The organism is Maridesulfovibrio pacificus (SeqCode) (genome assembly GCF_048612815.1).
Taxonomy (GTDB): domain Bacteria; phylum Desulfobacterota; class Desulfovibrionia; order Desulfovibrionales; family Desulfovibrionaceae; genus Maridesulfovibrio; species Maridesulfovibrio pacificus.
The window spans coordinates 455,697-479,376 of the sequence record NZ_JBLZNE010000001.1; the positions used below are offsets into that span (position 1 = coordinate 455,697).

Genomic DNA, 23,680 nt, shown 5'->3' on the forward strand with positions numbered 1-23,680 from the left:
TGCTGTCGTAAAGGGTGGAGAGTGCTTAAATCTATTTGTTCCAATCTTTGATTGATGAGATTAGCTCTTGAAGGCTTGTTTTTTCGGTTTTACCAGCTGTGTCCACCACAATCCTGTCCGACTCCCAAGCGTGATATTCTCGTTGCTCCACCTGTTCCCAAGTAGGGAGTTTCAAGCCTGCTACTGTTGAAGTTCTCTTTTCAACTCGTCTCTTATGCTCGGCTTTGTCAGAACGAACAACTTCAATATTTATAAATCTAACGCCAGCATTTATAGCAACTTCCTGCCATTCTGCGCGGGTTAATTCTATTGGGTTGCAGGAATCGGAAACGACGCTGATGCCGCATTTAAGGTTATCGGAAGCAACCCGATAAGCAAGGCGATACCCCTCGCCTTCTACTTTGAAATTGCAAAGGTCGCGTATTGCCTGCTCAATTGTATCTATCCTGAGATAGGCACAGTTTAATTCGGAGCTTAAACCTTGAGCCAGGGTGCTTTTACCTGATCCCGGTAAGCCGGAGAATATGTATAATTTCGCTGAATCCATTAATCTTTTTGGTCGTAAGTAATCAGGTTCAGGTAAATACCCTGCGGGTCTTGAATAACGCAAAACCGTCCGACACCTTCAATTTTTGTGGGGGGGAGCATAACCTTGCCGCCAGTTTCTTCGACTTGCGCCGCCGCAGCTTCCACATCATCGACTGTGATATACGGGTCCCAGCAGCCTTTGATGTGGTCAGGTGTATCCGCAGGTTTGATCATCATGCCTGCTGCCATGCGTCCATCTTTGAAGGCGGTCAGGTAGGTGTCGCCGTATATGGTTTTCGATTCCTTAAAGGTCCAGCCCAGAAGGTCGCCGTAGAACTTTTCGGCTGCCTCCAGATCGCTTGTCAGCAGTTCATTCCAGCTGAAAAAACCATGTGATGATGAATTGTTGTGCATAATATTTCCTTACTTGAGTGTCTGGCTTAGTGCCTCATCCATCTGTCCGGTGGTGTAGAGGTCACGGATAACTGTGGGGGATGCTGAATCCTCTCCGGGTTTGAAGATAGCTGCCAGCGGGATGGAACGGCTGTCCAGAGCTCGCAGGAATTGATCAGCTACTTTATCCGGCGCGGTGAGGTCGACCCTGATAAAGGTCAGATTGTACTTTTCCTGCCAGCGGTTGAGGTTGGCCGGGGTCAGTACTGTCTGTTCCAGAACCTTGCAGGACGGGCACCAGTCAGCTGTGAATTCCACCAGCATGGCTTCGCGTCCCAAGCGCGCTGTGAAATCCTGCTGTTCAAAGCCGACCCAGTGCGCGGTGCGTTCCTGCGGAGTTGCGGCCCAGAATCCGGCACTGATGCAGACAGCCAGCGCGCTGATACGCAGCAGGTACATGACTGATTTCTTGTCTGTTCCGGCGGAAAGTCCCCACATCCATGCGCCAACGGCAGTAAACCAAAGGAAGATCATCGTTGGGATATACATGTCCTCAGGTAGAATGCTGAACAGGTAGATACATGTTCCGGCAAGGAAAAATCCTGCGGCACGTTCGATCCAGATGGTCCATGCTCCGGGTTTCGGGAATTTGGTTGCCATTGCCGGGAAAATGGACATTAAAATATAAGGCAAGGCCATGCCCACGCCAACGCTCAGGAAAACCGAGCTGATTACATAATGCTGCTGCACCATGGCCCAACCGAGCACTCCGCCGAGAAAGGGGCCGCTGCATGGGGTTGCCAGCAGGGTGGCAAGTATCCCGGTAAATAGCGCCTGCCTGCGTGGACCGCTGTTTTTAGATCCAAGCTTGAGGTCTACAATGGGCAGGTTGAACAACCCGAACAAACTCAAGCTGAGTGCGAACACAACTCCGGTCAGCACGATAACTACCGGGGGCTTCTGGAAAATCTGTCCCCAAGCCATACCGGTTACACCGAGGATGCCGCTGAGGACCCCAAAGTAGAGCAGGATGCCGAGGGCAAAGAAAATATTGTGTTCCCTGAAACCGCGTTTTTGTTTTTCCGCACTTTCGTGTTCAGCCCCGGCGAGCAGGGTCGAGAGTTTCAGACTGATCACCGGAAGAACGCAGGGCATGAAGTTGAGCAGGAATCCGGCCAGCAGTCCGAAGATGATCGCGGTGGTCAGGTCTGTTACTTCAAGGCCCGGAGTAAAGGAACGAGGGCTGAGGGAGTCGAATGAAAATGCGCCTTCAGTGGCTTCTCCTTCTACATCCTGAACAGGAGGAGCAGTCTTTTGCGGTTGGGATTTAGCAGTTTTTTCCGCATTCTTCCCTTCAACTTTGGCAGCGATATTTTTTAGGGAAATCTTGATGGTCTTGGCACCCTTGCGCATCTCAATGAATTCCGGCCACCACGGTTGCAGGCTGGCCTGCGGCAGTTTGTCCGGTGAGACCGACATGCCGAAGAAACTGAGATCGGTCCTGAAAGGCTGGCAGGCAGTCTCCGAACACATAAGCAGGGATAGTTTGGCTTTGAGCGTAAAGGATTTCAAAGCAGGGGGTACCGGCACCAGAATAGGGGTAGGCTCTGAGTATGTGGAGACCTTTTTGCCTTTGTTAAAAGGGTCATCCTTGAGCTTACCCGGAAGGTAAATGGCTGGAAGGATGGTGTTGTCCGGGGTCAGGGTGACTTTAAGGGTAGTCGGTTGTCCCAGCTTGCCCGGATTGTTGGAATATGTGTACCAGCCGTTTTTGGGCTCAAGCATCAAGCCTACTAAAATATTGGTTTTCAGCCCGGTAAGTTTCTGGTCATCTTTACTCAGGCTGTAAAGCTTCCATTTGGTATCCAGATTGGGATTCTGATTTTGGGCACTGAGAACCGTTTGCGGACAGATAAGCGCAAAGGTTGAAATGAAACTTAATAAAATTAAACAAATTAGCTTAAAACGCATTTAGTTGCCTTTTTTAAATAAAAAAATAAAAAACTGATTGACATCTACAGTGAATCTCTCTAAACCCATTCTCACGACACGGGTCACTGGCTCAATTGGTAGAGCAGCGGACTCTTAATCCGTTGGTTCAAGGTTCAAGTCCTTGGTGGCCTACCACAGTAAATACAGGGTGTTAGACGAATAGTCTAGCACCCTTTTACTTTTTGTTTTTTCGGGTTGTACAATTCCTGTACAACCTTTTCATGTGACGCTGAGCGATAAAGGGTGACACTATTCTTTCGCATACCCGAAATTATGGCTGATTGTTGTTGTGGTGTCCATTTTTTAGGTGTGCCATGACGTTTCTTTTGCCACTCCCCAAGCTGTCCCCTCCAAGTTAACCCCCAATCACCCCTCAAGTTAAAGCCTTGATAGAAGTCATTTCTGGAGAAATGAGCCGCGATGAGCTGCAAACTGCTGTGAGTTTCAAAGGCCGCAAAGGCCGCAAGTGATTCAGGGAGATTTACCTTAAGCCCGCATTGGAAGAAGGGCTTGTGGAAATGACCATTCCCGGCAAGCCCAATAGTTGAAATCAGAAGTATCGGTTGACTGAGAAGGAGTAGCTGGTAGCATATCGCTAGCCAGTCCTTTTTCTAGTATTTTGAAGCAGGTTGATAATAGTGTGCCTATTGTCGAACTTTGCCGAGAACACGGGTATAGCGTATCTGGTTTTCGTGTAGAAAAAATTGTTATTGAAGACCTTGAAATAACGAATTATCCATCGCGCCGACGGAGTAATTGAGATGAAAGCACATTTTAATTTTGAAGATTTGAGCCAGACTTTTGTAGGGGCGTTTGCATTGGCGGTTCCTATCTCTTTTTCCGAAGAAGCTTGGAACATAGGACCGTCTTTGCCGCTGTTGAACTTGCTTTTGATTTTTTCTTTGTCGGTTTTATTTTTAGCTTTTTTCACCTATGAAAGCGTGTTTAGAGGGGACGTGAAGCATAGGATTGGAGCTTTTTTTTTCCGTCTCCTTGTTGCTTATACTATTGCAAGCTTAGTGGTTGCTCTCCTTCTTTTTGCCTTGGATAAGTTTCCGTTAATTACAGCTCCTGAAGTCGCAATCAAACGTTTGATCGTCATAACTATGCCAGCTTCTATGGGCGCTATTGTTGTAGATAGTTTTGATAAGGAATAAATGAGCCTACCCTGATAGGGTGTGCTTCTCTTTCCTTAGGCCTTTGGTAGATGGACATATATTGTTGTTATTTCAGGGCTAGAACAGTTTAGTTCAATCTTGCCATTTTGAACTTTGACCATCATCATCGCTAAATATGTTCCCAATCCAGTTCCAAATTTTTTGCCTGATGTAACCATTTTGTTGAAAAAAGTTTCTCTTATGCTTTCAGGAACTGATCCGTAGTTACTAATAGCGATGGAACAATACTTGTTTTTGCTAAGAATAACTGAAATTGGCTCTCCTTGAGGAGAAGCTTCTAATGCATTTGTAAGTAGGTTCATGAAGATGCTGTAGAGAAGAAATTTATCTCCAGTTACGGGGAAAGTATCGCTTTCAGTGCCGTCAGCGTCCATGCAGGTGATTGAAATTTTATGTTCGTAATTTGAATGGGAACCAGCGATACGTTCGACAACATTTGTGATTATTTTGAATAGGTTTACAGTCGTAAATTTTTTTTCATAAGTGCCTTCTTCTATCCGATAAAGTGTTAAGCTTGAGTCAAGTATCTCAAGCATTTTTTCCCCACTGTCCCGGATTAGTCGTACAATGATCTTTTGTTTGTCAGTTAAGTTGGGATCAGAAAGAACCGATTCTGGTAATGATGCTGAAGCTATCAAAGCACTTCTGAGATCGTGCTGGATCATTTTCTCTATTAATTCTCTCGCTTCGATTTCTTCATGTAAACGGTCTATTTCAGTTTTTAGTACAGAGATAGATTGGTTTGCATCATCCAGATCAGCAATACTTATTGTTAATTCGGCATCTGTGATACGTTGTTTTTTCTTATAACCATCAATCCGATCTATGGCATTTTGAGATTTTGTATCAAATTCTTCAAGACTTAGTTTGAATTTGAGATGTTCAGACTGCATGTCTGTGATCACATCATCCTGCTCCAAAATCTTATTTTGGAGTTTGGATTTTTCCACATCACTTGTTGACGTTGCTTTTGGGGCCCATATACCTTTCACTATAGTCGCAATTGTTCCAATAAGAATACCAATGAGTAAGGTTCCCAGAAGTACTAATGCACGAGATATTGGAATAGTCCAAAATAAGAACGCGATCTGAATCTGTTCAGTATTTTGGATGATAAACAATACGAAAAAAATAATTATCAATATAATGACAGCTAAGTATATCTTATGTCTGATTTTTGTTAGAAGTTTTAGCATAAACGTCTCAGGATATATCCATCTTTTTTAGATGAGGAGGTTGGTTCTTTTTGGGAGAGTGTTTGCCGCACCAATCGTTTTTTTTTACTCTTGGCCAAATTCCCATGGCCTTATCTGAGGTTGGTGAAACTGTTGGAGGCGAGAACCTGCATATTCCGTCTTCTTTGTAGTCCATTTGGCTTGGAAGGTAGTAACGACAATTTTCGCATGCTTTATCCATTGAATGATCTCCTTAAAAGTATCACTGTCGGTAAAGTTGTGTGCTTTTTATGATTCTCTCTTTAATCTTATGGCTTCTGAAATCTTAGGTCAACCGGCATGCAAAAAAAGATGCTTAGTCCTGACGGATTTTTCGGTTCTGTTCTGCTGATCTTTAAGAATATTTCTGGTCGGAATGTTTATGGGGATACGCTGATCAATACCGTCCTTGGGATCACGGTTAAAAATTAAGCCGCACTCGAAATCAATATCTTGCCATTGCAGCCTGTATATTTCATCTTTGCGCATCCCCGTATAAGACCATGAGCATAAGAGTGTGTTAGAAGAATTGTCTAGCACACTTTTACTTTATGTGAATGAAAACCGGTCCGAGCATGATGTTCGGACCGGTTTTTTCGTTATCTATTTAGTCTGTTGGTAGGCTGGAAGAGTTCGTTCCGTTGTGCTGGGCTTCGGATTGTATATAGATTGATGAAATTCATTAAATCAGGTTGTTGCCGGGATTTAGATAGTTATGCCTCTTGCAAAAAAAGCTTCGCCTTTCAGCCATTTATCGGTCAACTGAGCAATATTCTCAGCCCCGCCTTCCAATAATAAATATACGGCTCTAGGTAAAAGCAGATAGCCTGTTTCGCGGCCTGTTTCTTTTGCCCCGTTCAGAATTCCTATTTGAATGCTGTCTGCAGCAATTCTGGGCAGAGGATGGTTCTCTATTGGCGCTAGGGCGTCCCCGGATTGATTGCTGTGTTTGCACATCTCCGCATTAACTGAGTTCCAGCCCCGGCAGACAAAAGGTCGGGCTGCATAAATAGAACAAGTCTCTCCTTCCATGAACAGACAGGGATGAAGATGCCTTTCCATCCCGATTTCCTGACGACTTTTCCCTTTCAATTCTGTGAACAGGGTTAGTGTTCTGTCTTTAAGGGTTTGGAGCTCACTTGGGCTGCGGGTTTCAAGAAGATGAAAGCCCAGATACAGCGCTTCCGGCTCAGTCAAAGACACCTGGTTTATGCAGCAATAAATACAACCCTCTTTGCATGCCAGAGGCGGTTCTAAGGTCATATCATCCAGCATTGAGTCGAAAAGGGAATATGATTCCTGCATAAACTCGTTGAGCGGCTGGATTCCGCTGTGGGCTGTTTTTAAGGAAAGCCTTTGAACAAATTCTTTTCGTCTTTCTTCAGCTGTTTTTAAAGCAGCAGCTTCATGTTGAGATAGTGTGTTTGATACGTGCTGATTTTGTTTGGCAGCATTGGGTATTACTTTTCTTTTTCTTGATTTCTTCTGCCGAGTTTTTTGTCTGGAAGCCATTAGTTGTTCCTTTGGCAGGGATTTGATCATGAATACACTGCCTAAATTATAGTCTGTATTGGAATAGTTAATTCTACATTAATCATGCCAGACAAAAGTGAAAATGAATAATGTAATTATTGTAATGTGCTTTTGTTAACTGACTGTTAAATAGGCATATTTTATATGTTATTATTTAGGATGCCTGTTTTGATAAAGATATGGTGTGTGGTTGATTGTTTAAACAGGTCTTCAAAGTTCTTTTTATGTGAAAAAGAGAATCTAGAGTTCTTGCCGATCATGCCTTTATAAATACTGGAATTCATCAAATAACGTCACTTCATTCATATAAGAGGAATTCATAGTTCCTATCATGTCTCAACGCTACTGACATTGTGTATGGATTATAGCCTGTTATTCGGTGGCATGTATGTTGATAACAGTCCGGAGTATATAAAAGCTGTTTCATTTCCATTTAGTGTCATGTTGACATTCCTGCTGTTGTGAAGAGTTCAATATTCCGGGAGTTGAAGTTGGGCATAATAAGGTTGTTACTAGCTATAGCTGTCTGTAATTCTCATTTTGAGTTGACCGCGCTACCGATGGTTGATGGTCATGAGGCGGTGCTGACATTTTTCGCAGTGTCAGGCTTTTACATGGCCATGATTCTGGAAGAGAGGAAAGAGAGTACGGGCAGTTTCTATAAGAGCCGCATACTGTCTCTCTATCCCATGTTTTTATTTGCAGTAGGAGTTAGTGCGGCAATTTTATTCTTTCTCGATGCCCATCCGCTGATAAGTCGTGCCCAGATGGTTGAAATGTTGAGTAATCCATTAGGATTTATTATTGTTCTTTGGACTTCTGTGTGCGTGGTAGGGCAGGAGTTGCTGTTCAGTCTAGGGGTATCCGAGGGCGGGACCTTACACTTTATAAGCGGGGATGTGTCTAGCATATATAATCATGTTTTTCTGGTGCAGGCATGGTCTCTTTCGCTTGAAATAGTTTTCTACTCGCTGGCACCATTTCTTGTCCGATTAAAATCCAAAAACCTGCTTAGTTTAAGTCTCGGAAGTCTCTTATTGCGGGTCCTGATCGTTGTGACCCCGCTTTCAGAGCAAAGTTTTTTTCTGCGCTTTTTCCCTGCTGATTTCTGGCTGTTCGGGTTCGGTATTATTTCCTACAGATTTTATTGCGGTCTTTCGAAAAAAGTATCTCCGGTTGATTATCTGGCATTTATAACTTTAATTGCTCTAGTTATGATCGCCGGTGGAGTCAGCAACACTTATGCTCCCTTCTTTCTTCCCATGGGAGCCATAATTCTTCAGCCGTTCATTTTCCGGGCTTTTCAGTCTCTTGTGCTGGATTGTGTCGTGGGTAAAGTTACTTATCCCTTTTATCTGCTGCATTATGCCGTGATCGGACTTTTTGAGGAGTATGCAGATGATCCGCTTGGGTGGCATATCTTTGCAGTCTCAATGGCTGCGGCCCTGATAGCCTTTTTATTATTCAGCCCCGGTATAGGTGTTTTGAAATCTAGAGTAAGGAGATGGACTTCCGGTAATCCAATTCTTGGTACTGCGTGAGAAACAGCGGTATTGGCTGGCGTTGTTTGGGCACCACCGCCCCCGTCTGCCAGGGGCGGTGATGTATGGAGGTTTGGGAATTAGTCGGTTTTCAACTTAACCCAGTATTCATCATATAATTTCATAGAATCACCTAAGTAATCCTGAAACTCTCCGCGTTCGATTACTTCATTTGAAGGGTAAACGATGGGGTTTTTACGCACTTCTTTCGGGATAAGTTTCATGGCTGCATCATTAGGTGTAGAGTAACCCATCTCAGTAGAGATTATGGTAGCGACATCAGGGCGCAGCAGGTAGTTGAGGAAAGCGTGTGCTTCTTCAATATTCTTGGCTCCTTTGGGAATGCACAGGGAATCCACCCAGAGGTTGTATCCTTCAGGAGGGTATACGTACTTGATGTCGGGGTTTTCCTGATTGGCGATAAATGCTTCTCCGTTAAATACCACGCCTACTGCAACTTCCCCGGCGAGCAGAGCCTGCTTGGGGGAGTCGGAATCAAAAACACGAACACTCGGGATCAGAGTTTTCAGCTTCTGATAGGCTTCCTCAATGTGCGCAGGATCGGTTTCGTTCAAGGGATAGCCGAGCAGCTTGAGGGCAAGTGCGAATGCTTCACGCGGTTCGTTAGGCAGAAGCAGCTTGCCCTTAAGTTCCGGTTTCCAGAGATCTGCGATGGAGTTTACAGTGTCGTTGCCGAGCAGGGCGGTGTTTACTGCAATAGATGTTGATCCCCACATATACGGGATGGAGTATGTGTTCTCCGGGTCAAAGGACTGGTTGGTGAACTTTGGGGCAAGGTAGCTGAAGTTGCTCAGCTGGTTTTTGTCCAGCGGCAGCAGCAGACCCTGACGACGCATCAGGCTTACATAGTCAGAGGAGGGAACAATCAGGTCATATCCTTCTCCGGCCAGTTTCACCTTGGTATACATGGCTTCGTTGCTGTCGTAGTTGGACATGTGGACCTTGATCCCGGTTTCTTTAGTGAAGTTCTCCACAACTGCATCCGGTATATATTCGGACCAGATGTAGAGATAGAGTTCACCGCTTCCGGCGTAAGTGGGCACGCAGTAGAACAGAACCATGGCAAGAGCCAGCAGTATTTTTTTCATTATTTTTTCTCCTTAAGCAGACGCCGAGATAAAATGACGGCGACAACAGTTATCCCGATCATCACCACGCTGAGTGCGTTGACGTCAGGTTTAATTCCTAAACGGACCATGGAATAGATTCGCAGGGGCAAAACTTCATAGGTCGGCCCTGTTGTGAAAAAACTGATGATTACGTCGTCCAATGAGAGTGTGAAACTCAGCAGCCATCCGGCCATCAGGCCGGGCAGCGCCATCGGGACGATAATCTTTTTGAAAACCAGATATTCGTTTGCCCCCAGATCGCGGGCAGCCTCAACCACGGTCCTGTCGAATCCCTTGAATCGGGAATAAACAGTTGCGGTGACGAACGGAACACATAAGGTCACGTGTCCCATGAGCAGCGTCCAGAATCCAAGGGTGAAACCGGCTCCCATGAACAGCACCAGCAGTGAAATACCGATGACAATGTCAGGGGACATCATCATGACAAATATACTGCCGAAAACAGCCCCGCGTCCTTTGAAGCGGTATTGATGCAGCATGAAAGCTGCAAGTGTACCGATCAGGCAGGCGATTGTGGCCGAGATCAGTGCAATGGTCATTGAGCGCAATGCAGCATCAATCAACGTGGTATTGGCGAGCAGTTTGCCATACCATTTCAGAGTGAATCCCTTCCATGAAAGCGAGTATTTGGACGCATTGAAAGAGTACACCGCCATTACAGCCAGAGGCAGGTAAAGGAATGTGTAAACCAGCCCGACGTACAGAGACTTGATGAATTTATTCATATTTTAAGCCTCCTGCCGGAGCGGCGCATGCTACGGTAGTACACGGCCAGCATAAGTCCCATCATCAGGGTCAGAGCAATGGATGCCGCTGATCCCATGGGCAGGTCTCTTGCAGTAAGGAACTGGTCACGGATGTAGTTACCAAGCAGCATTGTCCGCGCTCCGCCGAGGACATCGGGGATATAGAACATTCCAAGTGCCGGAAGAAATACCAGCATGCATCCGGATACAATTCCCGGCATGGTCAGCGGTATGGTGATCTTCCTGAATGCAAGCCATCTTCCTGCTCCAAGGTCTCTTGCTGATTCCAGTAAACGCTGGTCGAGTTTTTCGATAGCAGCGTAGAGCGGCAGAATCATAAACGGCAGCAGGGTGTAGACCAGTCCGATGAATACGGCGGACTGGGTGTACATGATCTTAATGGGTGCATCTATCAGGCCGAGAAACATAAGTGTTTTGTTCAGGATACCGTCAGCCTTAAGGACAGCAACCATGGCGTAGGTCCTGATCAGGGTGTTGGTCCAGAACGGGATCATGACCAGCATAAGCATCAGCCGGGACGCTTCTTTGCCGGCCCGGGCTACAATGTATGCAAATGGATACCCGATGAGCAGACAGAGCAATGTGGCTGTTCCCGCCATCAGCAATGATTGCACAAGCATGGTCCCCAGTGCCGGTTCGAAAAGCCGGAAATAGCTATCCAATGAAAAAACCGGGGCAACGAGGTCATCGGTATGCCGGGTCATGAAGCTCACACCCAGAAGCATCACAGTGGGCAGAATTCCGAATAATGTAATCCAGCCCAGAACTCCCCCGATGATAAAACGTTTGAACAAGCGTCTATCCTTCATGGGGCAGGACCACCTCCCAGCCTTCGAACCAGCCGACTGCTACGCGGTCTCCGGCGTGGAAGTAGAGGGTCTCGGCGTCTTCATCAAAGAACTCCGAAACCAGAATTTTTTTACCGTCATCAAGGGTTATGTCCAGATCGTATGTCGCACCTTTGTAGTAGGTGTGCTCAACGGTGCCTTTGAGGAGTGCTTTGGCAAACTTTTCAGCCAGTTCCGGGTCATCGTTTACTTCATGCATAACCTCAACCCGGAAATCTTCCGGCCTGAGCAGGACGTGGACTTTGTCTCCTTCGGAGAATTCACGTTTTGATTTGACGATGACAGGAACTCCTTCAACTTCGGCGTTGAAGCAGCACCCTTTTTTTCCGGTGATGATCCCATCAAGTACGTTGATTTCCCCTACAAAGCGGGCCACGTATAGGTTGGAGGGATCTTCGTAAATTTCGCGAGGCGTGCCGATCTGCTCAATGCATCCTTTATTCATTACCACCACACGGTCAGACATGGTGAATGCTTCTTCCTGATCGTGGGTAACAAGTATGAAAGTAATGCCGAGGGTACGTTGAAGCTCCTTGAGTTCCTTCTGCATTTCCTTGCGCAGGCGGTAATCAAGAGCGGACATGGGTTCGTCCAGCAGCAGTACGCGGGGTTTGTTGACAATGGCACGGGCGATGGCAACGCGCTGCTGCTGTCCTCCGGAAAGTTCACCGGGCATGCGTTGTCCCATTTCACCGAGGCGGACCAGCTTGAGTGCTTTTTCAACTTCGCCGGCAATCTCGGCTGCAGGAATACCTGCTATTTTAAGGCCGAAGGCAACATTCTCGTACACTGACATGTGCGGGAAGAGGGCATAGCTTTGAAAAACGGTATTTACCGGACGGTCCTCCGGCTCAATGCCGGTCATGGGCTTGCCGTCCAGAAATATCTCGCCACTGTCGTATTTTTCAAAGCCGCCCAGAAGACGCAACATAGTAGTCTTGCCGCAACCGGACGGTCCCAGCAGAGTAAGGAATTCACCATCGTCAACTGACAGGGACAGCTTTTTCACGGCAATGTCCCCGTCATATGATTTAGATATGTCGGATATCTTAATAACCTTGTTCGCCAAAATTATCTCTTCCTTTGTTTGTTACCAGGCATCGTCGCCTCCGAATTGCATTTCATCCTCAAGGGTGTAGCCTAGAATTTTAACGCTGATATCATCATCTGTTTCTGTTACTACGGCCTGCACTGTGATCCATCTGTCTATGTAGTTGGCAAGCAGCTTGCTGGACTCGTCTTTTTCGATGTTGAATTCTTCTTCCCCATCTACAAGCAGGACAAGCTCGGATACAGAGTCGTTGTCCCATCCTGAGGGCACAAGCTGTCCGTATAATGTGTCTTGATAAATTTCTGAACCCATGTTTCCCCCTCAGTAACTAGTTAAGCTCGTCAGCGTCCGGACCCATATCATATCTGTAAACAATTCCACCGCCTTCCGGGATGAATTGTTTGATATAACGGTGTTCTGGAATGAAATTATTAGCTTCACAAAAGAGACGTGCGTTTTCAAAGGCACGGTCTGTTTTTGTTTCCAAAAAGATGCATTGCCCGTTCTCGTAATCAATCATTCTGTTCATCTCGGCGATCAGAGCAGAACCGATTCCGAGCCTCTGGAAGTCAGGGTCGACGGCAATTGCGTACATCTCATAATTTCCCGGCCAGTACGGAATGGGTCCGAAACAGATAAAACCGATAACCTGATCCTGTCCGGCTTTCTTTATAGTTGCCTTGAGAAACGTGTCAGGTTCACTGCCGTTTCCATAGGCACTGTCCCATGCCATGGATTCTGCAGAGGTCATTTCTGAGGACGAAAAAAGTCCACTGGCCGCTGCCATGCTTAAAACTTGTTCAACCTCATCCGGGGTAAGTCCCGATGCGATTGCAACCTCTTGCGTTTCGACAGATGCAACTTCCTCTAGAGCCATCTCTCATCACCTTTGTTATTGGTTTTATTGCATGAGGGGGGGGGCGAGTGCGTCATTCAGTTGCGGTATGCTTCCGTTGGCGTGAATCTCCCGTCACTCCCCAGCATTTTCTATCAGTGTAAAGCTTTCCAGCAGAATGGATTCCATGCCATCTTTTTGGTTAATGACACCGGTAAAAAATGCTTCCTTTTGCGAAAATGTCCGTAATTCCGGAAAACTTTCAAGATTTTCCACGCGAAGCTCCCGTTCATCCCGGCAGGCAACAAGAATGCCTGTCACTTCGAAGCGGGCGTTCCATTGAGCAGGAAGGGCCATGCCTCTGACGGTTGTTCTGGTGCTTTGCGCAGATGTAGATAATTTTTCCATAAGACCTCACGACATTTTCAACTGCGCAGCCAAAGCATAAGGAATGCCAAAGTTGTAAGTCCTTGATTTTAAATACTTAGAGTCTTTATTTGTGATTACAGTAGGAATTAATAGTTCTTGTTGCGCTGAAAAAGGCTAAAAAAAGACAAAAGCCAATCTTGCATATGCAAGATTGGCTTTTGTGGCGTCTAAATATAATTCTGTTATTTTAGTGTATTATGAATAGATAGGAACTTTTAGTTCTTATAAACAAAGGAGAGAGAATTCTTATTTCTTGTTTTTGAAGTCTATTCGTTTGAGGGCATGGCGGTTCATCAGCTTGCTTAGTTGCCGGGTCGTTATTCCTGCTTTTTCAGCTGTGGTTTTGATAACACCATTACATTGCTCAAGCAGACTGGAAAGGTATTGTTTTTCAAATCTGTCTACGGTTATCTGGCGGGCTTCCTTGAGAGGAAGGCTGGTTTTGACCGGAGAGGTGACCACTTCACCCTGCGTATCCAGCAAGTCCGGGGGAAAGCTGTCCGGCTGTAGAATGTCTCCTGTTTCCAGAATGCAGGCTCGTTCAATAACATTTTCCAGCTCCCGTACGTTCCCAGGCCAGTCATATTCGAGAAGAGTGTCCAGTACCTGGGGATGAATGCCTTTGATTTCGGTATTCAGCAGTCCGTTAAATTGCCTGATGAATCCCTCAGAGAGGCGGGGAATATCTTCCCGGCGTTCTCTTAGTGGGGGAATTCGAATGGGAAATACATTGAGTCGGTAGAACAGGTCGCGCCGGAATTTGCCTTCCTCGCAGAGCTGCCCCATATCTTCATTTGTTGCAGCTATAATGCGCACATCGACTGAAAGGTCGTTCTCGCCGCCGACTCGCTGGATGATGCGTTCTTGAATTACGTTGAGAAGTTTAACCTGCACCGATTGACTGACAGTGCCGATTTCATCAAGAAAAATAGTGCCCTCGTGGGCCAGTTCGAATTTGCCCAGCTTGCGACGGATAGCACCGGTGAATGCCCCTTTCTCATGACCGAAAAGCTCGCTTTCCACTAATGTGTCGGGAATCGCCCCGCAATGCACGCTGATGAAAGGCATATCTTTGCGGTTGCTGTGGGCATGGATAAGCTTGGCAATAAGACTTTTCCCGGTACCGGTTTCACCTGTCAGCAGAACCGTGGTACGTGTTCCCGCTACCTGTCGGATCTTAGCAAAGACATCGCGCATGGATTTGCTGCGAGTGTCCACGTATTCCAGTGAGTCGTCGTTCCAGAATTGTCCTCTGAGATAGTCCAGTTCAGATTGAAGCACATCGGATTCACGGACCTTCTCCATGACCAGACCCAGTTCTTCTTTTTCAATGGGGTGGGTCAGGTAATCAAAAGCACCGGCTTTTACCGCATCAACAGCTACCTTAGTCTGTTCCTCGCTGGCCATGACTACGATGGAGGCTGACGGGTAATGCTTCCAGAGGTCATCAAGGGCTTTAGTCATGGATTTGTTCTTTTTTTGCAGCGATTCTACGTCTACAAAAAGTGTATCTACTTCCCGGTCATCTTCTGGGCTGGATGATTCTGTGGATGTTTCGGTTAGAATCTCTTCAATCTGGTCAATCAGATCTCCGATTTCTTCCGATCTGCTCCCATCGCGGGTAATCACAAGCATCTTTCTCATAGGTTACAACTCCTCATAGAGTATTTAAGGCTATGTTGGGTTGAGCACAATCAGAAAGTTGCACAAATCTTAAAATGTTGTTGCTGGCTCTCAAAAAGATGCGTGTCAGCTCTCCATTTGTCCTTTCCAGCTGATGAATCATAGCTTGTCCCATCATTATTTTAAATTTTTCATAAAGGAATTAGTAGGCTATGTAGGTCTACCAAAAATAGTAATGCTTTTAGATCATTAATTGACACGTATAACAGAAGTGTATTAGTGCATCTCTAGTGTTACTTTTTCAGTATTTGTGTTTGGTGTGTTTGATGATTTGTTAACTAATTTTAACAAAGGAGGCCATACATGTCAGGATGTGCGCCAAAGTCCCCGCCAGCCGGGGCGGCAGCGGTCCAACCTGCTGTGAATGAAAATGCCAAACGAATGGAGGGTGTTGAGTACAGTCTTTACGCTCCTCCTGTGGGGGTTGATGCAGACACTGTCAGATTCGTGCGGGTTGATGAATCTAAGTGTGAAGGGTGTGGTGCGTGTGAAGAATATTGTGCCAGTGGTGCTATCCAGTCTATCAATGACGATGGCACTCACCGGATAGTCGATCCTGTTGCCTGCATGAACTGCGGTCAGTGTCTTACCAACTGTCCGTACGGTGCTATTTATGAGGGTGTTTCCTTCGTTGATGAGCTTGCAGCGAAACTTAAGGACCCGGATACCATTGTTGTATCTATGCCGGCTCCTGCGGTTCGTTACGCTCTGGGCGAATGTTTCGGTGCGTCTACCGGGACATATGTTGGCGGAAAGATGCACGCGGCTCTGCGCAAGCTTGGATTCGACTATATCTGGGATACCGAATTTGCAGCAGACGTGACCATCATGGAAGAGGGAACAGAACTGCTTGAAAGGGTCAAGAATCAGGGCAAAAAAGATACTCTGCCTTTGCCTCAGTTTACTTCCTGTTGTCCGGGATGGATCAAGTTTTCGGAGACTTTTTATCCGGATCTGCTTCCGCATCTGTCTACCTGTAAGTCTCCTATCGCTATGCTTGGTCCCTTGGCTAAGACATACGGTGCACAGGAAACAAAGACTGAAGGTAAAAAAATCTACACTGTGTCCATCATGCCCTGTATTGCTAAAAAGTACGAAGGCGTGCGCAGTGAGATGAATGACAGCGGATTTGATCGTGACATCGATGCAACTATCAACACTCGTGAACTGGCTTACTTGATCAAGGCCGCAGGTATTGATTTTAACAACCTGCCGGATGAAGATCCTGATCCGGTTCTCGGTGAATCAACCGGTGCGGCTACCATCTTCGGTAACAGCGGCGGGGTAATGGAAGCAGCTCTCAGGCTTGCTTACGAAGTCCTTTCCGGAACCAAGATTCCCAGCCCTGATGTCAAAGTTGTCCGTACCCATGAAGGCATCAACACTGCTGATGTTCATGTTCCCAACTTCGGAACTGTGAAAGTTGCAGTTGCCAGTGGTCTTGATAACGCTGCCAAGCTTTGTGATGAAGTTCGTGCAGGTAAATCTCCTTATCACTTTATCGAGATTATGACTTGTCCCGGCGGTTGCGTTAACGGTGGCGGACAGCCTCTTGATCCTGAAATCCGGGCTTCCCTGTTCAGGTCTACAGTGGCTCAGATCAACAAGCGTTTCAGAGCCCGCAAAATTAAGGCATAAGGAGAAACTGATATGAAATTAAGCAGACGCAGTTTCATCAAGGCCGCAGGTGCAGTGGCCGGTTATGCGGTTTTGGGCGTGAATATTGCCAAAGAGGCAGCGGCAGAAGTCATGGACTTCGTTGCTCGCCGTCAGAACTCTGTTTATGCAGCAGATGCCAACAAGGATATCTACAAGTACAGAAAATCTCAGGATAACCCCATGATCGTTAAAATTTACGATCCCAAAAAAGGTTTCCTGCATGATGGTCCTTGCGGACATAAATCCCATGAACTCCTGCATACTCATTACTATGATCGCAGCAGCAAACTTAATGCCTTGAAAGAGAAGGGCATCAAGCTGAATCTCTAAAAAACTATATACATGCGTTTGCCTGAGGTGAGGATTTATCTGGCCCAAGGGTCGGCGCAAGTTTCGGAGGCTGTTTTGTGAAAACAGCCAGTGTTTTTCTTACCGGCAAATTACCGAGGAAAAGGGTCCGTCCTGACTTCCTGCAGGGGTTTCCCCGGCAAGCTCCGGAAGCTGTCAGCTGCTTCTTTACTTCGACCATTGCGGAGCCTTTTTAATGGATAAGCGTTTGGGAATTATAGGAATAACCATCAAAGATAGATACAAATCTGCACCCAAGGTCAATCAGACCTTGAGTGAGCATGGAGAAATCATTGTAGGGCGCATGGGACTTCCTTTCCGCGAAAAGGGCGTGAATGTCATCGGTATAATTATCGAGGCAACCACGGACGAGGTCGGGGCATTAACCGGGCAACTTGGCATGCTTCAAGGCGTAAAAGTCAAATCACTTCTCGTGTAGGAAAGGATACCGTTATGAATAAGAATGCCACCCTTGGAACCGATCTTGAATCATTTATTGATGAAGAGCTTATTTGGTCGGAAATTGAAAAAGCCACCAATCCTGAACCATCCCTCGTCCGTGACGTCATAGCAAAAGCCAAGGAGAGAAAAGGTCTTTCTCCCTTTGAGGCGGCGGTTTTGCTGAAGAACAAGGACAAGGCGTTGGACAATGAAATTTTTGAAGCCGCCATTGAAGTGAAAAAGGGAATCTACGGCAACAGATTGGTCCTTTTTGCTCCTCTATATATTTCTAATGAATGCGCCAACCAGTGTGCATACTGTGGTTTTAACGCCACTAATAAAGATCTCGAACGTCGAACTCTTACTGCGGAAGAAATTCATAAAGAGGTCGAGGTCCTTGAAGATCTGGGGCATAAACGTCTTCTTCTGGTTTATGGTGAACACCCCAAGTATGATGCGGACTGGATTGCTCAGACTGTTAAAGATGTTTACTCCGTTACTTCCCGCAAGAGTGGTGAGATTCGCAGGGTAAACATCAACTGTGCACCGTTGGATGTTGAGGGCTTCAGGAAATTGCATGAGGTCGGTATCGGTACCTATCAGTGTTTCCATGAAACCTATCATCAGGAAACATACAAAAAATATCACCTTGCGGGCCGTAAAACAGATTACAACTGGCGTCTTTATGCCATGCACCGAGCTATGGAAGCAGGTATTGATGATGTCGGCATGGGCGCGCTTTTCGGTCTTTATGATCCGGTCTTCGAGGTTATGGGTTTGCTCTATCATGCTTTGCAGCTGGAAGCCGATTACGGCGTAGGTCCTCATACTATCTCATTTCCCCGTATTGAGCCTGCGCAGAACTCTGATCTGGCACTGAATCCTCCTTTCCTTTCTTCACCTCATGATTTCAAAAAAATTGTGGCAGTACTGCGCCTGGCAGTGCCGTATACCGGACTGATCCTGTCTACCAGAGAGAATCCCGAGACCCGCAAAGAATTGCTGGAAGTAGGTGTTTCCCAAATTTCAGGCGGTTCGCGCACATACCCCGGCGCCTACAGTGATCCTGAATATGACCGTCCCGAGGTTCAGCAGTTCTGTATTGGCGATAGCCGTTCCCTTGATGAAACCATCCGTTCCATCGTAGGTGATCATGGCTATGTGCCTTCATGGTGTACTGCCTGTTATCGCCTTGGTCGTACCGGCGAGCATTTTATGGAACTGGCCAAGACCGGATTCATCCAGAAATTCTGCTTGCCCAATGGCTTGCTGACTTTTAAGGAATACCTTGAAGACTACGCTTCTGAAGAGACCAAGAAAGTAGGTGAGGAATTGATCAGGAAGGAAATTGAAGGCTATGCTGATCCTGAACGCCGCAAGCTGCTTACTGACCGCCTTTCCCGTATGGAAAAAGGCGAGCGGGATCTCTATCTGTAATTAGAATCCGGGGGAAATATGTCTGAAGTCGGAAAAACTGCTTTCCGCATAGAGAAGGACGCGCTGGGTGAAATGGAGATCCCGGCGGAATCGTATTACGGTATCCATACCCGGCGGGCTATGCTCAATTTCCCGCTATCCGATTCCCGAATTCATGATCGGTTTATCCGCTCATTCGGGCAGGTGAAAGAGGCATGTGCTGCTGTAAATATGAAACTGGGCTTTCTGGATGACAGGATAGGAAGGGCGGTTATTACGGCATGCAGGGATGTTTCCTCCGGTAAATTTAATTCCAGTATAGTGGTTGATCCTTATCAGGGCGGTGCGGGAACTTCCACTAATATGAATTTTAATGAAGTCATAGCCAACAGGGCAGTTGAGATATTGGGCGGTGAACTTGGGGACTACAATCTGGTCCACCCCGTTGATCACGTAAATATGCATCAGTCCACCAATGATGTTTACCCCACGGCTCTGAAGGTGGCAGTTCTTGCGCAGCTGGTTGATCTGGAAAAAGAGGTCTCAAAACTTCAAGAGACATTACAGCAGAAAGAAACGGAATTCTCACAGGTTGTAAAAGTGGGGCGGACGCAACTGATGGACGCTGTTCCCATGACGCTGGGAATGACTTTCGGTGCCTTTGCTGATGCTATCGCCCGTGACCGTTGGCGCATTTTCAAATGCCGGGAAAGGATTAAGAAGGTCAATCTGGGCGGGACTGCTATTGGAACAGGACTTGGTGCACCTCGGGACTACATCCTCAGGGTTGCAGGCGAGTTGAAAAATATATGCGGTCTGCCAGTTTCAAGGGCAGAGAATCTTATTGATGCCACCCAGAATTGTGATTCTTTTGTAGAAGTCTCCGGCATGCTTAAGTCCTACGCCACAAATCTGATGAAGATCGCAAATGATCTGCGGCTGTTGAGTAGCGGACCTTCTACCGGGCTTGGAGAGATCAAACTTCCTGCACGTCAGTGCGGTTCATCCATCATGGCCGGTAAAGTCAATCCGGTTATACCTGAATCGGTTGCGCAGGTGGCTTTGCAGGTTATGGGCAATGATCAGACCATTACTCTTGCCGCGTCTATGGCTCAGTTGGAGCTTAATCAGTTTATGCCGCTTCTGGCGCACAATATCCTTAATTCCTTAAGTCTGCTGCAAAATGTAACCGTAAGTTTTACTCGTAATTGTGTACATGGGATAACCGCTGACACTGACCGCTGCCGCGAGCATGTGGAGTCCAGCTACGCGCTGGCCACGGTTCTGGTTCCGGTTCTGGGGTATAGCTCTGTGGAAAAACTAATCGCTGCCTGCCGTGAATCCGGGCGTTCATTACGGGATGAAATTGTTTTTCAGGGGCTTGCCGGGGCTGATGACGTTGACGAACTTCTGTCGCCGCAACGGCTTTGCAAGCAGGGTTTCACCTCGGATGAAGTAAAGTGGGGTAAGAAGAAATGAAGCTCGTAAGTGGCGTAGGAGAGTTGGGCATTCCTGCAATGTTTGCCGAGGCGAAGAGGAGAATTATCCTCCATGCCGCGGTTTACGGCCCTTTTTCAAAGTCCGAAGTTCATATTCAGGGATTGGAGAAAGCCTTGTCGCGTACCGGTTTCAACAGCCTTGATGTTATTGCCGTGCAGCCCGGAAGCGAAAATGGATGGGACGATTCGTTCTTAACTGCTCTTCGTTTCGGAATTTCCCGGCAGTCTGTCGATGATGAGCTTGAGCTTTCACAATCATTTTTAGCTGAACTGGCTGAACGTCATCCTGAAAAGGTAAATGTTTTTCCGGCCGGCAATCTTCCATGTCTGCCGCTTGTTATTGTAGATGATACCATTTGTTTCGGGCAGTACGCCCATTCCAGCGTTCATGCTCCTCAAGGATTCTGGGGATGTGTTGAGGCTGATGTTGAAAAACTTTTTAGCTGGGCCGAGTCAGGAAATGTTCCGGTTGGAGCCGGGGCTGATGAGATTGCCGCATTCAGACTGGTCAGTGAATGTTCCAGGGCTATGAAGTGCAGTGTAAATGTTGAAGGGGTTGATGATGGCTGTGCTCGGGCGTGATGATATTTTGTATTACCTGAATGGCGGCAATGATGAAGAATTGTATGCAATAGCCGATGGTTTGCGGGAAGAATCGTTTGGGCGTGAAGTGTATTTGCGGGCCATTGTCGAGTTTTCTAACATCTGCAATAAGAAGTGCAATTATTGCGGGCTGCGTGCTCCTAATTCCAAAGTGAGTCGTTACCGCATGAAGGTTGATTCCATAATTGAATCCGCGCATCTGGCTGCTGAGGCAGGTGCGCGTACCATTGTTCTGCAGTCCGGTGATGACTTCAACTATTCCCCAGCGCAGGTCGAGGATATCATTCTAGGGATCAAGGAATCGCACGATGTGGCGGTAACTCTCTCACTGGGAGACCGTAGTGCCGGGGAATACGAGCATTGGTTTAACTGCGGTGCTGACCGCTGCCTGCTTAAGCTGGAAACAACTGCCCCGGAGATCTATAAAAGAATCAGGTGTGGTGAGAATTATCATCAGCGTATCGAGTTGCTGCGGTCCTTGCAGGATATAGGTTATGAGGTGGGGTCTGGAATCATTGTAGGGCTTCCGGACTATACCTTGGAGCAGCTTGCAGATGACTTACTTTTTCTTAGTGCCCTCGATCTGGATATGATCGCGGCAGGGCCGTTTATTCCGCATCCCGATACACCTTTTTCTTTAGCAGAAACAAGCGATATTGAGCTTTCATACAGGTTTACAGCTTTGGCCCGTTTGCTAAATCCGCTGTCTAATATTCCTGCTACCTCCGCCCTTGATTCCTTTGATTCAAAGGGCAGGGAAAAGGGCTTGCAGCGTGGTTGCAATGTCATTATGCCTTCGGTTACTCCCGCCGCCAAGCGGAAGGATTACAATATATATCCCGGCAAGAATGCTATTTCTGTAGATGTTGCCGATACTATTTCCCGAGCCGAAGAATTAGTCCGCGCACTTGGTTTTGTGCCGTCAGCTTCCAAAGGTTCTTCAAGGAGAATGAATAATGTCTAATAAGGCTCCTCGCGGTGTCCGTCTTGTGGTAACCCTTGTAGGCAAACGCAATGCCGGTAAATCTTCATTAATCAACGCCATTTCCGGGCAGGATGTGGCGATTGTCTCCGATCAGCCCGGAACAACCACTGATCCGGTGGCAAAGCATTATGAATTGCTCCCTCTCGGTCCTGTGACATTTTATGATACAGCCGGACTGGATGATAGCGGAGAGGTCGGCGAGTTGCGTATTAAGGCTACCAATAAGGTCATGATGCGCACTGACCTTGCTCTGGTTGTCGTTGGCGAAGATGGACTTACCGATTACGAAATGAAGTTGATAGACAAGGTTGCTGAACTGGAAATTCCTTATCTGGTAGCTTTCAATAAGAATGATCTGTGCGAGCCGCTTGAGTCTGATATGGACTATTGCCGTCAGCGCGGAATCCCATTTTACAAGACTTCAGTGCTGGAAGCCTGTTCCATTGATAAACTCAAGGAAGCCATCATCACGCTTGCTCCGGAAGAAATGAAGCGCGATCCAGTCCTCGCAGGTGATCTGTTCGGTGAGGGCGACTGGGTTGTCTGCGTGGTGCCCATTGACCTTGCAGCCCCCAAAGGAAGGTTGATTCTCCCGCAGGTTCAGGTTCTGCGTGAAATCCTCGATTGCGATGCTGTGGGGGTAACAGTCAAAGAACGGGAGATTGAGGAAACATTGTCTTCAATGAAGCGCAAGCCCGCGTTGGTCATAACTGATTCACAGGTTGTTATGAGCGTTGCCGGGGATGTGCCGGATGAGATTCCGTTAACAACATTTTCGACTCTGTTTGCCCGCTACAAAGGGGATTTGCCCAGTCTTGTAGAAGGTGCAAAGGCCATTGATTCCTTGCAGGATGGGGATACTGTCCTGATGGGTGAGGCATGTTCCCATCACCCCGTTGCCGATGATATCGGAAAGGTTAAGATTCCGCGCTGGATTCGCCAGTATACCGGAAAGGACATCAATTTTGTTATGTATTCCGGTCATGATTTCCCTGAAGATTTGGAGCGCTTCAAGCTGGTTATTCATTGCGGAGCCTGCATGCTTAATCGCAGCGAGATGCTTCGTCGCATCAAAGAATGCCAGCGTAGCGGGGTTCCGGTTACTAATTACGGCGTAGCAATATCCAAAGTGCAGGGAGTCTTGGATCGGGTTATCCGTCCATTTGAACTGTAGGATTCTTCTAAAAACCAAAAAGGCCGGCATCCGCTTTCATTAAGATGGATGTCGGCCTTTTTTTATGCTTCGTGTATCCCCACGGGCCTGATAGCAGGGACAGGCGCTATCAGGCTCGTGCTCGAATCTAGAGGTAGTTATTTCCGAGTCGCCGTGGGATTTGAAAAACTTAATGCCCCGGGGATGGAGGTAGATCTTCTTGAGGGTATTCAAGAAGCCGGAAAGCGTGCTGAGCAGTAGCTTCTTTCCGGACTGGGGCCGTTTTTCTTGAAAAGTATCTACTTGATTTTGTGTTACCAGTCAAGAAAAGGTGTTACAAAGTTTGATGAATATTTAAAACTTATTCATGAAATATGTGGTGGCTCGTTTTTGAGTGGATGAAGAAAAAAGGCCCGAGCGCTATGCTTGGGCC

The 23,680-nt window shown here is 46.9% G+C and carries 25 protein-coding genes and 1 tRNA gene; 12 read left to right on the plus strand and 14 right to left on the minus strand.

Annotated features, from left to right (window positions below):
• Positions 1-31 precede the first annotated feature (31 nt).
• From ACNI23_RS02320 to ACNI23_RS02330, 3 genes are read right to left on the minus strand one after another with little or no spacing between them, the layout of a single operon-like run.
• Positions 32-610: a P-loop nucleotide/nucleoside kinase family protein gene (locus ACNI23_RS02320; protein ID WP_420246472.1), complete on the minus strand. Its 579-nt coding sequence runs from the start codon at positions 608-610 to the stop codon at positions 32-34.
• Positions 547-942: a VOC family protein gene (locus ACNI23_RS02325; RefSeq protein WP_420246474.1), complete on the minus strand. Its 396-nt coding sequence runs from the start codon at positions 940-942 to the stop codon at positions 547-549. Before ACNI23_RS02325 ends, ACNI23_RS02320 begins: the two co-directional genes overlap by 64 nt.
• Before the next feature lie 9 nt (positions 943-951).
• Positions 952-2,892 carry a protein-disulfide reductase DsbD family protein gene (locus ACNI23_RS02330; protein WP_420246475.1) on the minus strand — a complete coding sequence of 647 codons (1,941 nt, stop codon included), beginning with the start codon at positions 2,890-2,892 and terminating at the stop codon, positions 952-954.
• An 80-nt stretch (positions 2,893-2,972) separates the two neighbouring features.
• On the opposite strand from ACNI23_RS02330, the gene ACNI23_RS02335 reads away from it, so the two are divergent.
• The 3 genes from ACNI23_RS02335 (at position 2,973) to ACNI23_RS02345 (ending at position 4,070) form a co-directional block, all read left to right on the plus strand.
• Positions 2,973-3,048: transfer RNA gene (locus ACNI23_RS02335), tRNA-Lys, on the plus strand.
• 344 nt (positions 3,049-3,392) lie between these two features.
• Positions 3,393-3,461, plus strand: a complete 69-nt coding sequence (locus ACNI23_RS02340) for a Fic family protein (protein WP_420250549.1) — start codon at positions 3,393-3,395, stop codon at positions 3,459-3,461.
• A gap of 213 nt (positions 3,462-3,674) precedes the next feature.
• Entirely contained in the window at positions 3,675-4,070 is a 396-nt protein-coding gene (locus ACNI23_RS02345; protein WP_420246477.1) for a DUF2391 family protein, read from the plus strand.
• 35 nt (positions 4,071-4,105) lie between these two features.
• On the opposite strand, the gene ACNI23_RS02350 is transcribed toward ACNI23_RS02345, so the two are convergent.
• The 3 genes from ACNI23_RS02350 to ACNI23_RS02360 all read right to left on the minus strand — a co-directional run bounded on the left by ACNI23_RS02350 (position 4,106) and on the right by ACNI23_RS02360 (position 6,817).
• Entirely contained in the window at positions 4,106-5,287 is a 1,182-nt protein-coding gene (locus tag ACNI23_RS02350) for a sensor histidine kinase (RefSeq protein WP_420246479.1), read from the minus strand.
• A gap of 309 nt (positions 5,288-5,596) precedes the next feature.
• Positions 5,597-5,845, minus strand: a complete 249-nt coding sequence (locus tag ACNI23_RS02355; RefSeq protein ID WP_420246482.1) for a tyrosine-type recombinase/integrase — start codon at positions 5,843-5,845, stop codon at positions 5,597-5,599.
• A gap of 165 nt (positions 5,846-6,010) precedes the next feature.
• The gene (locus tag ACNI23_RS02360) at positions 6,011-6,817 is read right to left on the minus strand and encodes a YkgJ family cysteine cluster protein (RefSeq protein ID WP_420246484.1); all 807 of its coding nucleotides are present in this window, start codon (positions 6,815-6,817) and stop codon (positions 6,011-6,013) included.
• Between the two features lie 482 nt (positions 6,818-7,299).
• Here ACNI23_RS02360 and ACNI23_RS02365 point away from each other — a divergent pair, with 482 nt between their 5' ends.
• A complete protein-coding gene (locus tag ACNI23_RS02365) occupies positions 7,300-8,379 on the plus strand; it encodes an acyltransferase family protein (protein WP_420246485.1) in 1,080 nt (359 codons plus the stop codon).
• An 80-nt stretch (positions 8,380-8,459) separates the two neighbouring features.
• Here the strand turns inward: ACNI23_RS02365 and ACNI23_RS02370 are convergent, their stop codons facing one another.
• The 8 genes from ACNI23_RS02370 to ACNI23_RS02405 all read right to left on the minus strand — a co-directional run bounded on the left by ACNI23_RS02370 (position 8,460) and on the right by ACNI23_RS02405 (position 15,104).
• On the minus strand, positions 8,460-9,488 hold the full coding sequence (locus tag ACNI23_RS02370; protein WP_420246487.1) for an extracellular solute-binding protein: 1,029 nt from the start codon (positions 9,486-9,488) through the stop codon (positions 8,460-8,462).
• Positions 9,488-10,255, minus strand: a complete 768-nt coding sequence (potC, locus tag ACNI23_RS02375) for a spermidine/putrescine ABC transporter permease PotC (protein WP_420246489.1) — start codon at positions 10,253-10,255, stop codon at positions 9,488-9,490. The genes ACNI23_RS02370 and potC overlap by 1 nt, the downstream gene beginning before the upstream one ends.
• Positions 10,252-11,106 (minus strand): spermidine/putrescine ABC transporter permease PotB, encoded by an 855-nt coding sequence (gene potB, locus ACNI23_RS02380; protein WP_420246491.1) that lies wholly within the window; start codon positions 11,104-11,106, stop codon positions 10,252-10,254. The genes potC and potB overlap by 4 nt, the downstream gene beginning before the upstream one ends.
• The gene (gene potA, locus ACNI23_RS02385; RefSeq protein WP_420246493.1) at positions 11,096-12,214 is read right to left on the minus strand and encodes a spermidine/putrescine ABC transporter ATP-binding protein PotA; all 1,119 of its coding nucleotides are present in this window, start codon (positions 12,212-12,214) and stop codon (positions 11,096-11,098) included. The genes potB and potA overlap by 11 nt, the downstream gene beginning before the upstream one ends.
• 21 nt (positions 12,215-12,235) lie before the next feature.
• Positions 12,236-12,508, minus strand: a complete 273-nt coding sequence (locus ACNI23_RS02390) for a hypothetical protein (protein WP_420246495.1) — start codon at positions 12,506-12,508, stop codon at positions 12,236-12,238.
• Between the two features lie 16 nt (positions 12,509-12,524).
• Positions 12,525-13,073 carry a GNAT family N-acetyltransferase gene (locus ACNI23_RS02395; protein WP_420246497.1) on the minus strand — a complete coding sequence of 183 codons (549 nt, stop codon included), beginning with the start codon at positions 13,071-13,073 and terminating at the stop codon, positions 12,525-12,527.
• 93 nt (positions 13,074-13,166) lie between these two features.
• Positions 13,167-13,439: a hypothetical protein gene (locus tag ACNI23_RS02400; protein WP_420246499.1), complete on the minus strand. Its 273-nt coding sequence runs from the start codon at positions 13,437-13,439 to the stop codon at positions 13,167-13,169.
• 267 nt (positions 13,440-13,706) lie between these two features.
• On the minus strand, positions 13,707-15,104 hold the full coding sequence (locus tag ACNI23_RS02405; protein ID WP_420246501.1) for a sigma 54-interacting transcriptional regulator: 1,398 nt from the start codon (positions 15,102-15,104) through the stop codon (positions 13,707-13,709).
• A gap of 420 nt (positions 15,105-15,524) precedes the next feature.
• On the opposite strand from ACNI23_RS02405, the gene ACNI23_RS02410 reads away from it, so the two are divergent.
• The 8 genes from ACNI23_RS02410 to hydF all read left to right on the plus strand — a co-directional run bounded on the left by ACNI23_RS02410 (position 15,525) and on the right by hydF (position 23,268).
• Positions 15,525-16,781: a [FeFe] hydrogenase, group A gene (locus tag ACNI23_RS02410; RefSeq protein WP_420250550.1), complete on the plus strand. Its 1,257-nt coding sequence runs from the start codon at positions 15,525-15,527 to the stop codon at positions 16,779-16,781.
• A gap of 12 nt (positions 16,782-16,793) precedes the next feature.
• The gene (locus ACNI23_RS02415) at positions 16,794-17,132 is read left to right on the plus strand and encodes an iron hydrogenase small subunit (protein ID WP_420246502.1); all 339 of its coding nucleotides are present in this window, start codon (positions 16,794-16,796) and stop codon (positions 17,130-17,132) included.
• 214 nt (positions 17,133-17,346) lie between these two features.
• Positions 17,347-17,589 (plus strand): TM1266 family iron-only hydrogenase system putative regulator, encoded by a 243-nt coding sequence (locus tag ACNI23_RS02420; protein WP_320008982.1) that lies wholly within the window; start codon positions 17,347-17,349, stop codon positions 17,587-17,589.
• A 14-nt stretch (positions 17,590-17,603) separates the two neighbouring features.
• Positions 17,604-19,028, plus strand: coding sequence for a [FeFe] hydrogenase H-cluster radical SAM maturase HydG (gene hydG / locus ACNI23_RS02425; protein WP_420246504.1), 1,425 nt, complete (start codon positions 17,604-17,606; stop codon positions 19,026-19,028).
• Positions 19,029-19,046: 18 nt separating this feature from the next.
• Complete coding sequence (locus tag ACNI23_RS02430; protein ID WP_420246505.1) at positions 19,047-20,486, plus strand: aspartate ammonia-lyase; 1,440 nt, start codon at positions 19,047-19,049, stop codon at positions 20,484-20,486.
• Positions 20,483-21,088: a hypothetical protein gene (locus tag ACNI23_RS02435; RefSeq protein ID WP_420246507.1), complete on the plus strand. Its 606-nt coding sequence runs from the start codon at positions 20,483-20,485 to the stop codon at positions 21,086-21,088. The genes ACNI23_RS02430 and ACNI23_RS02435 overlap by 4 nt, the downstream gene beginning before the upstream one ends.
• Positions 21,051-22,073 (plus strand): [FeFe] hydrogenase H-cluster radical SAM maturase HydE, encoded by a 1,023-nt coding sequence (gene hydE, locus ACNI23_RS02440; RefSeq protein ID WP_420246508.1) that lies wholly within the window; start codon positions 21,051-21,053, stop codon positions 22,071-22,073. Before ACNI23_RS02435 ends, hydE begins: the two co-directional genes overlap by 38 nt.
• On the plus strand, positions 22,066-23,268 hold the full coding sequence (gene hydF / locus ACNI23_RS02445; protein ID WP_420246510.1) for a [FeFe] hydrogenase H-cluster maturation GTPase HydF: 1,203 nt from the start codon (positions 22,066-22,068) through the stop codon (positions 23,266-23,268). Before hydE ends, hydF begins: the two co-directional genes overlap by 8 nt.
• The last annotated feature ends 412 nt before the right edge of the window (positions 23,269-23,680 follow it).

Coding starts and splice junctions, on each gene's coding strand:
- ACNI23_RS02405 (WP_420246501.1), bottom strand. CDS start 15,104: ATGAGAAAGATGCTTGTGATTACCCGCGATGGGAGCAGATCGGAAGAA.
- potB (WP_420246491.1), bottom strand. CDS start 11,106: ATGAAGGATAGACGCTTGTTCAAACGTTTTATCATCGGGGGAGTTCTG.
- ACNI23_RS02345 (WP_420246477.1), top strand. CDS start 3,675: ATGAAAGCACATTTTAATTTTGAAGATTTGAGCCAGACTTTTGTAGGG.
- ACNI23_RS02420 (WP_320008982.1), top strand. CDS start 17,347: ATGGATAAGCGTTTGGGAATTATAGGAATAACCATCAAAGATAGATAC.
- ACNI23_RS02390 (WP_420246495.1), bottom strand. CDS start 12,508: ATGGGTTCAGAAATTTATCAAGACACATTATACGGACAGCTTGTGCCC.
- hydG (WP_420246504.1), top strand. CDS start 17,604: ATGAATAAGAATGCCACCCTTGGAACCGATCTTGAATCATTTATTGAT.
- hydE (WP_420246508.1), top strand. CDS start 21,051: ATGTTGAAGGGGTTGATGATGGCTGTGCTCGGGCGTGATGATATTTTG.
- ACNI23_RS02360 (WP_420246484.1), bottom strand. CDS start 6,817: ATGGCTTCCAGACAAAAAACTCGGCAGAAGAAATCAAGAAAAAGAAAA.
- ACNI23_RS02325 (WP_420246474.1), bottom strand. CDS start 942: ATGCACAACAATTCATCATCACATGGTTTTTTCAGCTGGAATGAACTG.
- hydF (WP_420246510.1), top strand. CDS start 22,066: ATGTCTAATAAGGCTCCTCGCGGTGTCCGTCTTGTGGTAACCCTTGTA.
- ACNI23_RS02370 (WP_420246487.1), bottom strand. CDS start 9,488: ATGAAAAAAATACTGCTGGCTCTTGCCATGGTTCTGTTCTACTGCGTG.
- ACNI23_RS02395 (WP_420246497.1), bottom strand. CDS start 13,073: ATGGCTCTAGAGGAAGTTGCATCTGTCGAAACGCAAGAGGTTGCAATC.
- ACNI23_RS02435 (WP_420246507.1), top strand. CDS start 20,483: ATGAAGCTCGTAAGTGGCGTAGGAGAGTTGGGCATTCCTGCAATGTTT.
- ACNI23_RS02430 (WP_420246505.1), top strand. CDS start 19,047: ATGTCTGAAGTCGGAAAAACTGCTTTCCGCATAGAGAAGGACGCGCTG.
- ACNI23_RS02400 (WP_420246499.1), bottom strand. CDS start 13,439: ATGGAAAAATTATCTACATCTGCGCAAAGCACCAGAACAACCGTCAGA.
- ACNI23_RS02415 (WP_420246502.1), top strand. CDS start 16,794: ATGAAATTAAGCAGACGCAGTTTCATCAAGGCCGCAGGTGCAGTGGCC.
- ACNI23_RS02330 (WP_420246475.1), bottom strand. CDS start 2,892: ATGCGTTTTAAGCTAATTTGTTTAATTTTATTAAGTTTCATTTCAACC.
- ACNI23_RS02350 (WP_420246479.1), bottom strand. CDS start 5,287: ATGCTAAAACTTCTAACAAAAATCAGACATAAGATATACTTAGCTGTC.
- potC (WP_420246489.1), bottom strand. CDS start 10,255: ATGAATAAATTCATCAAGTCTCTGTACGTCGGGCTGGTTTACACATTC.
- ACNI23_RS02410 (WP_420250550.1), top strand. CDS start 15,525: ATGGAGGGTGTTGAGTACAGTCTTTACGCTCCTCCTGTGGGGGTTGAT.